The organism is Clostridium tarantellae (assembly GCF_009295725.1).
Taxonomy (GTDB): Bacteria; Bacillota; Clostridia; order Clostridiales; family Clostridiaceae; genus Sarcina; species Sarcina tarantellae.
Map to the genome: position 1 here is coordinate 1 of NZ_WHJC01000122.1, position 9,848 is coordinate 9,848.

The following is a 9,848-nucleotide window of genomic DNA, read 5'->3' on the forward strand; positions in this document are numbered from 1 at the left end:
AACAAAATCTGCTTCGCAGACCACCTTCGGCACTTTAATTAAAGTTGTTCACAGATTTTTAAAATTATAATTTCCTAAAGAAAAAAAAAGTAGTATAAAATCTTAAAATGATTTTATACTACTTCTAATTAATTAGTAAAATTTTTTAAACTTATCCTTTTTAACTATTTATCATAATAAAATAAATAAAACGAATATAAATAATATTACATTTCTTTAAATTTATCTATATCTCTTTGTACAGCATGAAGAAGATTATTTAACTCCCAAACTTCCCCTTCTTCTATTAACTTATTTAATGACATTTGATATCTTGATGCTTCAGCTATTTTTCCAATAGATATAAGTGTTAATATATCATTCATTATATTAGTTATTATGTCTGATTTTATTTCAAATAACTTTTGAGCATCCTTTATTTCATCCTTTATTTCAAGCATTTCTTCATCTAATGTAAAAGCTGCATCTGCTGCACTTTTTAATTTATGCTTAATATCCTCTGGAACATTCTTTTTATACTTATAATTAAGTGAATGTTCAATAGTAGCCCAAAAATTCATTGCTAAAGTTCTTATTTGAAATTCCGCTAATATTTCAATTTGCCCTTCAGCCATATTTACAGGATATTTTATTACTACATGATAACTTCTATATCCACTAGCCTTAACATTAGTAACATAATCTTTTTCATAAAGAATTTGCATATCTTTTCTCTGTCTTATTAATTCAACTACAAATTCTATATCATCAACAAACTGACACATTATTCTTATACCAGCTATATCTTCCATTTCATATTGTAATCTATCTATTGGTATAGAATACTTATTTGCTTTTTCTAATATACTTGAAACCTCTTTAACTCTACCTGTAACAAATTCTATAGGAGAGTATTCATTTTTTCTTCTATATTCTTTTCTTATACTTCTCAATTTAACCTTTAACTCTGAAACGGCCTGTTCATAAGGTGTTAAAAATTCTTTCCAACTTTTCATAGCCATAATATCACCTTTTCTTACTAAAGTACTACTTGCTAATTATAACAAAAATTGCTTTAAAACTAAATGATTTAATATAAAAATTTTACATTATTTCATTACATTAGGTAGTAAAAATTTTAATCTAATATTTGTAGTGGATTAAAATTTATATAATCACAGCTAGTAAGTATATACTTTATACCATTTCTTTCACCATTTAATACATTGCTTAAATGCTTTCCATGTAAATGTCCATATATTACTTTGCTTACTTTAAATTCTTTAAAAATATCTGTAAAAGCTGAATCTTGAAGTTTTTCATTAGTAGGAGGATAATGGATCATACATATTATCTTTTCATATCCTTCTTTTTTTGCAGCTTCTAAAGATAATCTTAATCTAATTTGCTCTCTCTCATAAATTTTTTCATCTTTATTTGTAAACTTATCAGACCCTTTACAAATCCATCCTCTAGTTCCACATATAGCCCAATCTTTATATGTAAAAAAGTTATTCTGTATAAATTTAGTGTTTTCATACATAGAATTTAATTTTACTATGCTTCCCCACCAATAATCATGATTTCCTTTTGAAATTATCTTTTTTCCTGGTAAAGAATTAATCCAATCTAAATCTTCCTTACTTTCATCATGCTTCATAGACCAAGATATATCCCCAGCAATTAACACTGTATCTTCATCTGTTATTTTACTCAACCAATTCTCTTTAATCTGCTCGTGATGCTTAAACCAATGCTCTCCAAATATATCCATAGGTTTATCTGCATTTAAAGCAAGATGTAAATCTGAAATAGCGTATAATGCCATATTCATCACCTTTCGTGTATAAGATAAGGTTATGTTATAATAACCAAAACTATTATAACATAACCTTAAATTTATTAAAGAGTTTTATATTAAACTTTCTCTTCAAATCTAACCTATATTTAATTTATAAGTTTTAAATTTTTCTTTATATTATTCATTATAATTATTAAATATTTTACTGAAAATCTACTGTAATATTACCATTATTATTTTCTATATTTAAATTATTATTAGCTTTATTATCTTCTTTTAATTCTTTTTCAAATCCTTTTCCATTAACATTAAGTATACCATTATTACAATAAATATCATAATTATAAGAATTTTTTTCAATTCCTGTTGTTAATTTAATATTACTATGATGAGATTTTATTTTAGTATTTCCTAAAAATTTTCCTGTTAAATTAATATTGGAATTATTACCATTTACAATTGTTGATTCACTGATAAATTCATTACTTTCTAGATTTCCATAAGCGTTGTCTATACTTGTATTTTTGGCATTGCTATTACCTATGTTAATATCTCCATTATTTATATGGCTCTTTAAAATATTAAACACACAATCTTTAACATTAATAGTACCATAAGAATTTTTTATTAAAGTTTCTTTATTTACTTTTACATCATTTATATGTGTATTTCCGTTTTTTACAAAAGTTTTCAAATTTTGAAAAACTCCATTTTCTATTTTTAATGAACCATACGAATTTTCTATATTTATAACGTTGCTTTCTACATTTTTCATAGTAGTATTTCCATTACTTAATTCTGTATTAATAGAACTTGATTTTATATCACTTATATATAAAGAACCATATTTATCTTTTATTAACATCTCTTTCACATTACAATCACTAATATGAATTGTTGAATTATTTGTATTAATATTAACACTATCTAATTTAGCATTTTGTGGTATATATATCTTTAAAATATTTGTTGATTTTTTATTACCAATATTAATACTAAAAGATTTTGCTTTTTCATTTATAGTCTCTACTTTTAATTTGCCATTTTTTTCAGTAAACTTTATTTCATTTTTCCCTTTAACATTAGTAGTACTTATGGCATATTTATCTGATTTTATTATTTGTAAAACTTCTATATCCCCATTTATTTCTATATTTTTAATCTCTAAAAGATCTTCTGTTTGTGTTTCTAAATCATCCTCATCATATACTCGAAAACCATTTTTATCTTTTACTATATTAAAACTAGCTCCCATTGAATAACCAACAATACCAAGTATTACTCCTAATACTATTAACACTGAAGAAATTATTATTAATAATTTAGATTTTTTCATTTTTTCACCACCTAATTTTATAAATTACTTTAATTTTGAAGATCCAAATTTTTTAAGCAACTTATTTGAAATACTTATAATCCCTCTAAAAGATAATTTACTTAAATAAAAAATAGCCATAGAAATTAATATCCCCACACCTAAAGTTGCAAGGCCTATACCTATAAACATAATTGATGTAGCAAAATCCTGAACCATAACTGTGAAACCTGCAAAAATAGTAAAAAATCCTGTACCTACAATAGCCAATGCTGTTATGCCAAAAGCAAAAATTAAAGATAGCATAACTAATACCATAGATAAAATTATAGAAATTAAAGCTATTACTAAAGGAAGAGTAATAGGTGCAGCTAAAATAGCTAAAATAATAAACCAAATAGCTGAAATCCTTATTTTACTTGCTTTAGTTTTACCTACATTATCTTTAATAGCATAATTAGCTAAAATTTCTGAAGCAATTTTAGAAGGTGAGCCTAACTCTTTATCTACATTTTCATCATTTTTTATATCTGCTTCATTAAAATATTCAATATAATACTCTAAAGCTGATTCTTTTTCTTCCTTTGGTAACTTGCTTAATTTTTTGTTAAGTTCCCTAATAAAAGTTTCCTTATTCACTACTTTTCCCTCCTATCAAAACCTTATCTACTCTATTTTTATAATCCTCCCATTCATTAACATACTCTTGAAGTTTTTCTTTTCCTAACTTTGTAATTTGATAATATCTTCTGTTCCTTCCTTGAAAAGCTTCATCATATGTAATTAAATAGTCATTTTTTTGAAGTCTTCTAAGCACTGGATAAAGAGTTGATTCAGATATATTCATTATTTCTCTAACCTGTTGAGTTAAAACATATCCATAGGTATCTCTCCTTGAAAGAACTGCTAAAACACAAGCATCTAATAATGCTGCTCCTAATTGAAAAGACATTTCTTTTTTCCTCCTATTTTTAATGCTTAACATATTTTTAATATATTTATCATAATATTATACAGCATATAATATTATGATAAATATATTATATGATATACAATATTATATGTCAATAAAACCCAATTTATATATGTAAAAAAAGTATATAGATTAATTTATAATTAATTTCACATATTTTTTATTTTATAAATATAATATACTATCCAAAAATTTATTATGTTTGGAGTGAATAATTATGATGAAAACTATTACTATTCTTAATCATTCTTTTGACTCTATTAAATTGTCTATTTCTTATAATATACCATTAATAGACACTACTATGATGAAAAGCACACCTTTTTTTGGTCCTGGAATTTTTAGAAGTTTATCAATACCAGATCAAGCCATTAATATTATTATTCTTATTTATATTAACGAAGGAACTCAGGTTTGTTCAAGCAATATTCGTTCATCAGAAGCAGCTATTAGAGGATTAACTAAAGTTTATGAATTTATAGGTTTTAAAAAACCCAATGCCTTAATTGAAATAAATCCTTATCATTTAGGTGGTACTAACAAATTTTTATATTTAAGAAATTCAACCAACTCTTTCTTTAAATGTAATTTGTCTCTAGCTGTAAACATCCATAATCCTAATACTAGTAAATCAAATTTATCTGAATATAAATATGAACTACCTTCACTTGAGCCAAAAGAAAAGTTAATAAAAAAAGATTTAATCTTTGTTATTCCCATTTATGCCTTTTTAGTTAATATATTTCTTACTGTAATTGATTCTAAAAATAATAATATAGAGGAAATAAATTTGAAAACTATCATTTTAAATGGAATAGATTTTCCAAAAGCCTATGATATTAAAACTAATATATTAACTAAAAAAATTTCAGCTAATGAAATTTCTCCTCCTAAAAAGATTTTTAAAACTTAGAATATATTTACCATACACTTTCTTTATAAAATATTACTCTTAAGTATCTATTCCTTACTCTCTTCTTTTAGGTGATACTATGAAAACTCTAGACTTTATTAATTATGAAAAAACTATTAAATTTTTTTAGAATTTAAAAATTAATAAATTCACTAAAATAAAAACTACATACTAATAAAGTATGTAGTCTTTTATTTTAACTGATAATATCTTTTCTTTTTTCGTTTCTATATCTTAAAACTATTAATATTATTGGAATTATAAATATTAAAATATAAACTATTGGCAATAATAATTTTGAATAATATATACTTCCTACATCTCTTAAAAGAAAGTTAGGAATAATATGATAACAAGCTATCATTATAGGCACTTGAAATCCTATTAAACCAATATAACTACTTACTTTACTGGATATATACATAGAGATTAAAGAAGTAGCTATAGCTAATATATAAATTAAAATTACAATAAGTATTATATATTGTAAATAAGTTAAGTTATGCCAATATAATCCATTTAAAAAAGAATTTACTGTGCAATTAAAAAACATAGTTGTATCAATGGTAGTAAAGAAATATCTCCAAAGTAAAGTAGCTAAATACAATGTAGTCAATGTTACTGTACTTATAATTCCTGCTATTATTTTTTTCTTAAATAGCTTTCTTCCTATTTTTGATGAGTATTGAAGATAATTAGTTTTATTTTTATTATCATCTAAAAATATATTAGAGCTTATAAACATTACACATATACAAATTAAAAAACCTGATAATCCCATAAAATCATTATAATTTTGAAATACAGTAAATCCATCTAATATAGAAAAGTTATACTCTTTATCTATAATTTCTTGAAATCTTCCCAATTGTTTTGTATTAAAATTATGAAATTTAGCATTATTTTTATCCTCATAATTACTTATTATTGATTCTCTAGTTTGTATATCATAAAATAAATCCTCATTAGTATTAAATATTTCACGCTCAACTTCCATGCTCTTTTTAATATCTATATCTTCATAGCTTTTCCAACCTAAGGCTTGTGCATTTTTATTATTAATAACAATGTCATCAGCTTGTTCTATTTTTTCATCATAGCTTTTTTTAAAATCTTCAAATTCATTTTCATCAAGTTCATTTCCATACTTAGCTATCATTTCTTTAGATATATTATAATGATCTAAGCTTGGTCTACCATTTGGAAAGTAGGTTACATAAAAGGAAATAAACATATTATATATTACAAAGGTTATTAATCCTAATATTATTAATTTTTTTATGGTAAATATTTTTTTTATTTCATTTAAAATTATATTCATTTATTATATTTAGTGAGAATGTGTATTAATTACATCTTCACTAAAACTCCCCCTCTCTTAAGTTAGATTTTGTTTTTTAAATCTTTTAATTAATATATATGTTAATACTATTAAAGCTATTGTCCATATTATTAAAGTATAAACTTCATAATACTTAAAATCATTTAATATACCACTTAATGAAAATAAATTAGATGGCATCATTATTAGGTTAAATGGAGTAAATACTGTCAAAAATACTAAAATATTATTTACACCTATAGCCTCTGGCAACAAAAATACTATGCCAAAAATAATAAAGAAAATCGCAAATACTAAGTAAGTATTTTTTACAAAACAACTTATACTAAAAGTTACTAGTAAAAATATTAATTCACATGCATAAATTACACCTATGGTAAGAAGTAAATATTGTATAAAAGAAATATTAAACCAGCTCATTAAAGGAAGCTGATATTCCCAATTAAAATAAGTACTTATAGGCACATTTAAAAGTGAACTATAATCAAAAGTTATAAAATACATAGCTAAAGTAACACCAAGTATTAAAGTTATCACAATTAAACTAGCTACTAAGGAACTACAAAGCTTATCTATTAATAATTTTCTTCCCCTTTTACTTGAATAAGTTATATGATATGTTTTATTTTCAAACTCAAAGTTAATTAAATGAGCTACAATTAAAACTATTAAAATAGCTATTTCTAAAGCACAACTTCTTAGTATATCTATAAATAAAAAGTTATGCATTTTATATTTAGGAGAAATAAAAAGATTATGCTGTTCCCCATTTTCCTTAAGTTTATGAAATCTTTCCTCAAAGTTTTCATAGACTCTTTCCACTACTTCTTTTGATTTTCCCTTTAAATTATTTGCCTCTATAGAATACTTAGCTAATTCATCAATGGTTAAGTGGTCATATTTTTCTTCTAAAGCTAGTATTTCATAATAATAGCTCTGTATAATAGCTACTTCCTCCATATCTTTTAATTCTTTTTTAGAATACAATTCATTATCATTAAAAGCTTCAGTAATATTTTCATAGGTTTTATTATATTTACTAAAATATTTTTCATTTAATTTATTAAATTCTTCCTCATAATAAGCTTTTAAATTTTCTTTCATATTATTGTCTATTTTAAAACCTACTTTATTTACTATTTTATTTAATACGTCAAAGTCATTAGATATATAACGTGAGTTAAAAATATTTAACAAATTAAAACTTAAAAATAGTAAAGTTAAAATTACAATTACTGGTGATGAAAATATTTTTTTAAATTCATACATTTTAATATTCATAATATCACCTAAAGTATATCTTCTTTATATTCATATAAAAATACATCTTCAAGACTTGGTATAACTCCTATCCACTCTTCTTTATGTATATTTTCACTTATAAATCTAACTCTTATTTTTCCACTTTCCTGCTTTTCAGATAAGGATAAATACTCCTTTCTAAAGTTACTCATATCATTAATTGCAACTATTGTTTCAAATACTTTTCCATTTAACTTATTACATATGTTTTCTATATTATCTTTATATAAAAGCTTTTTATTTTTTATCATAACTATTTCATTAGCTATAGATTCAATGTCAGAAACTATATGTGTTGAAATTATAATTATTCTATCTCTAGATAATTCACTAAGAAGATTTCTAAATCTAGCTCTTTCCTTTGGATCAAGTCCTGCTGTTGGTTCATCTAGTATTAATATCTTAGGATCATTTAAAAGTGCTTGAGCTATACCCACTCTTTGAATCATTCCACCTGAAAATTTCTTTAGCTTTTTATTTTTCACCTCTTGAAGAGAAACCATTTTTAACAATTCATTAACTCTTTCCTTAGCTTTATTTTTTTCTATGCCCTTTAATGCAGCTATATACATTAAAAATTTATAAGCAGTATAATTTTTATAATATCCAAAATGTTGAGGAAGATATCCTAAAATATCACGATATCTTTCATCCATATCTAAAATATCTTCCCCATTATAAAGAATTCTTCCTTCTGTTGGAAATATTAATGTAACTAACATTTTAATAAGGGTTGTTTTACCAGCACCATTAGGTGCAAGTAATCCATACACACCATTTTCAAACTCCATACTTATATTTTTTAATGCACAAAAGTCACCATAGCTTTTGCTTATATCTATTACTGATAACATTCTTTTTTCCTCCTAGTTTATTAATTAAGTTTTATTCTTTCACTTATGTATTCGTAGAGAAGTTTTAAAAAGTTTTACTTTTTTTTAAATATTAATTTAAATATTTTGTTAAGTTATATTTAAAAGGCTTTAACAATATAATTATTTAAAAGTTTAAGGAGTGAAATTGATGAATAATATTAAAACAAAAACATTAATTAAATGTATTCTTTTTGGAATACTATGGTTTATTTTATTATTTATAATTGCATTAATAATTTTAAAATTAACTAATTATGCATTAAATGATATTTTATTTATTGAAGGTATTTTATTTATCATAATTGGTGTATTAAGTTCTCTAGGAGGAAATACTATGAGCTTATCGCTTCAATCTATGGGTGAAACCAATTCTCAATATATTTCAAATGCTAATCTTGAAATAACTAAGCTTGAAAAAGAAAAAACTAAAGGAACTCTAAAGAACTTCTTTAGTACTAGCATAAGCATGCTCTCCTTTGTTATTGCGGGAATACTATGTATTGTAGTTAATTTTATAATTTAATTATTCTATAAATTAAAATTTATTTGATTTTTTAATCCATAAATAAAAGTGATATGTTAAAAAAAACATATCACTTTTATTGTGTCAAATATACTTCCCTTATAGAAGTTAGAAATTGCTTTAACTTTGTCTAACCACAAAATAAATTATTTTTTAGACTATCAACTTCAAATTTCAAGAATATTATTTTTTGAAAGGAAAATTCTCTAAATTTTCTAATTAAATTTGAAAAGTAATACCTTTATGGAAAATAAATTTTTCTATATTTTTCATATAAACATATGCCAACATTATACACACTACTCCATATACATATAAAGGTATATTGGATAAAATCATTGCATATTTAGATAAATTAAAATTACTAAATAATACATTAAAAATTATCCAACTAATAGGCACTATCCATTTTCCTATAGAATATTTTATCTTTAATATAACGTATAAAAATAAAGATGAAAACATAAACACTGAAGTTATAGATATCATTAACCCCTTTAGTAAATTTATATTTTTATGCATAAATAATAATACTATGCTATTTATTATTATAGCTAAAATACTAAAAACTAACATTCTAAAGGAAGAAAGTTCATAAATATTATATTTACACACCATTTCCATTTCATAAGTTTTATTTTCTTTTATTGATATAAAGGTATATAAATTCGCTAACAAATAAAATAAAGGGGATGAAGTAAAAATAAATACATATATGTTTTCTTTCATAAAAGGATTAATATCTTTATCCCTAATTATTCATGAAAAAATAAAAATCATAATAGATATGGCTTAAAATAATGCTTTTCTACAAAAAAAAATTCA

General features: G+C 23.1%; 11 protein-coding genes. 2 read left to right on the forward strand and 9 right to left on the reverse strand.

The window, feature by feature from the left end; translation table 11 throughout:
- Positions 1 to 206 precede the first annotated feature (206 nt).
- The 5 genes from yjbM to GBZ86_RS09080 all read right to left on the reverse strand — a co-directional run bounded on the left by yjbM (position 207) and on the right by GBZ86_RS09080 (position 4,047).
- The gene (yjbM, locus tag GBZ86_RS09060; RefSeq protein ID WP_152889904.1) at positions 207 to 1,001 is read right to left on the reverse strand and encodes a GTP diphosphokinase; all 795 of its coding nucleotides are present in this window, start codon (positions 999 to 1,001) and stop codon (positions 207 to 209) included.
- Positions 1,002 to 1,117: 116 nt separating this feature from the next.
- The gene (locus GBZ86_RS09065; protein ID WP_152889906.1) at positions 1,118 to 1,807 is read right to left on the reverse strand and encodes a metallophosphoesterase; all 690 of its coding nucleotides are present in this window, start codon (positions 1,805 to 1,807) and stop codon (positions 1,118 to 1,120) included.
- Positions 1,808 to 1,982: 175 nt separating this feature from the next.
- On the reverse strand, positions 1,983 to 3,116 hold the full coding sequence (locus GBZ86_RS09070) for a DUF4097 family beta strand repeat-containing protein (RefSeq protein WP_152889908.1): 1,134 nt from the start codon (positions 3,114 to 3,116) through the stop codon (positions 1,983 to 1,985).
- Positions 3,117 to 3,140: 24 nt separating this feature from the next.
- On the reverse strand, positions 3,141 to 3,734 hold the full coding sequence (locus tag GBZ86_RS09075) for a DUF1700 domain-containing protein (RefSeq protein ID WP_152889910.1): 594 nt from the start codon (positions 3,732 to 3,734) through the stop codon (positions 3,141 to 3,143).
- The gene (locus GBZ86_RS09080) at positions 3,727 to 4,047 is read right to left on the reverse strand and encodes a PadR family transcriptional regulator (protein ID WP_152889912.1); all 321 of its coding nucleotides are present in this window, start codon (positions 4,045 to 4,047) and stop codon (positions 3,727 to 3,729) included. The genes GBZ86_RS09075 and GBZ86_RS09080 overlap by 8 nt, the downstream gene beginning before the upstream one ends.
- Before the next feature lie 238 nt (positions 4,048 to 4,285).
- Here GBZ86_RS09080 and GBZ86_RS09085 point away from each other — a divergent pair, with 238 nt between their 5' ends.
- The gene (locus tag GBZ86_RS09085) at positions 4,286 to 4,981 is read left to right on the forward strand and encodes a hypothetical protein (protein ID WP_152889914.1); all 696 of its coding nucleotides are present in this window, start codon (positions 4,286 to 4,288) and stop codon (positions 4,979 to 4,981) included.
- A gap of 196 nt (positions 4,982 to 5,177) precedes the next feature.
- Here GBZ86_RS09085 and GBZ86_RS09090 read toward each other — a convergent pair whose 3' ends face one another.
- The 3 genes from GBZ86_RS09090 to GBZ86_RS09100 are packed head-to-tail and all read right to left on the reverse strand — an operon-like array spanning position 5,178 to position 8,479.
- Positions 5,178 to 6,302 (reverse strand): ABC transporter permease subunit, encoded by a 1,125-nt coding sequence (locus GBZ86_RS09090; RefSeq protein WP_152889916.1) that lies wholly within the window; start codon positions 6,300 to 6,302, stop codon positions 5,178 to 5,180.
- A 57-nt stretch (positions 6,303 to 6,359) separates the two neighbouring features.
- The gene (locus GBZ86_RS09095) at positions 6,360 to 7,604 is read right to left on the reverse strand and encodes an ABC transporter permease subunit (protein WP_152889918.1); all 1,245 of its coding nucleotides are present in this window, start codon (positions 7,602 to 7,604) and stop codon (positions 6,360 to 6,362) included.
- A gap of 8 nt (positions 7,605 to 7,612) precedes the next feature.
- On the reverse strand, positions 7,613 to 8,479 hold the full coding sequence (locus tag GBZ86_RS09100) for an ABC transporter ATP-binding protein (protein WP_152889920.1): 867 nt from the start codon (positions 8,477 to 8,479) through the stop codon (positions 7,613 to 7,615).
- Positions 8,480 to 8,648: 169 nt separating this feature from the next.
- On the opposite strand from GBZ86_RS09100, the gene GBZ86_RS09105 reads away from it, so the two are divergent.
- Positions 8,649 to 9,023, forward strand: a complete 375-nt coding sequence (locus GBZ86_RS09105) for a hypothetical protein (RefSeq protein WP_152889922.1) — start codon at positions 8,649 to 8,651, stop codon at positions 9,021 to 9,023.
- 219 nt (positions 9,024 to 9,242) lie between these two features.
- Here the strand turns inward: GBZ86_RS09105 and GBZ86_RS09110 are convergent, their stop codons facing one another.
- Positions 9,243 to 9,752: a hypothetical protein gene (locus tag GBZ86_RS09110; protein ID WP_152889924.1), complete on the reverse strand. Its 510-nt coding sequence runs from the start codon at positions 9,750 to 9,752 to the stop codon at positions 9,243 to 9,245.
- Positions 9,753 to 9,848: the final 96 nt, after the last annotated feature.

Excerpts from the sequence above, each read along its gene's own strand:
- yjbM (WP_152889904.1), bottom strand. The coding sequence starts at position 1,001 with ATGGCTATGAAAAGTTGGAAAGAATTTTTAACACCTTATGAACAGGCC.
- GBZ86_RS09065 (WP_152889906.1), bottom strand. The coding sequence starts at position 1,807 with ATGGCATTATACGCTATTTCAGATTTACATCTTGCTTTAAATGCAGAT.
- GBZ86_RS09070 (WP_152889908.1), bottom strand. The coding sequence starts at position 3,116 with ATGAAAAAATCTAAATTATTAATAATAATTTCTTCAGTGTTAATAGTA.
- GBZ86_RS09080 (WP_152889912.1), bottom strand. The coding sequence starts at position 4,047 with ATGTCTTTTCAATTAGGAGCAGCATTATTAGATGCTTGTGTTTTAGCA.
- GBZ86_RS09085 (WP_152889914.1), top strand. The coding sequence starts at position 4,286 with ATGATGAAAACTATTACTATTCTTAATCATTCTTTTGACTCTATTAAA.
- GBZ86_RS09090 (WP_152889916.1), bottom strand. The coding sequence starts at position 6,302 with ATGAATATAATTTTAAATGAAATAAAAAAAATATTTACCATAAAAAAA.
- GBZ86_RS09095 (WP_152889918.1), bottom strand. The coding sequence starts at position 7,604 with ATGAATATTAAAATGTATGAATTTAAAAAAATATTTTCATCACCAGTA.
- GBZ86_RS09100 (WP_152889920.1), bottom strand. The coding sequence starts at position 8,479 with ATGTTATCAGTAATAGATATAAGCAAAAGCTATGGTGACTTTTGTGCA.
- GBZ86_RS09105 (WP_152889922.1), top strand. The coding sequence starts at position 8,649 with ATGAATAATATTAAAACAAAAACATTAATTAAATGTATTCTTTTTGGA.
- GBZ86_RS09110 (WP_152889924.1), bottom strand. The coding sequence starts at position 9,752 with ATGAAAGAAAACATATATGTATTTATTTTTACTTCATCCCCTTTATTT.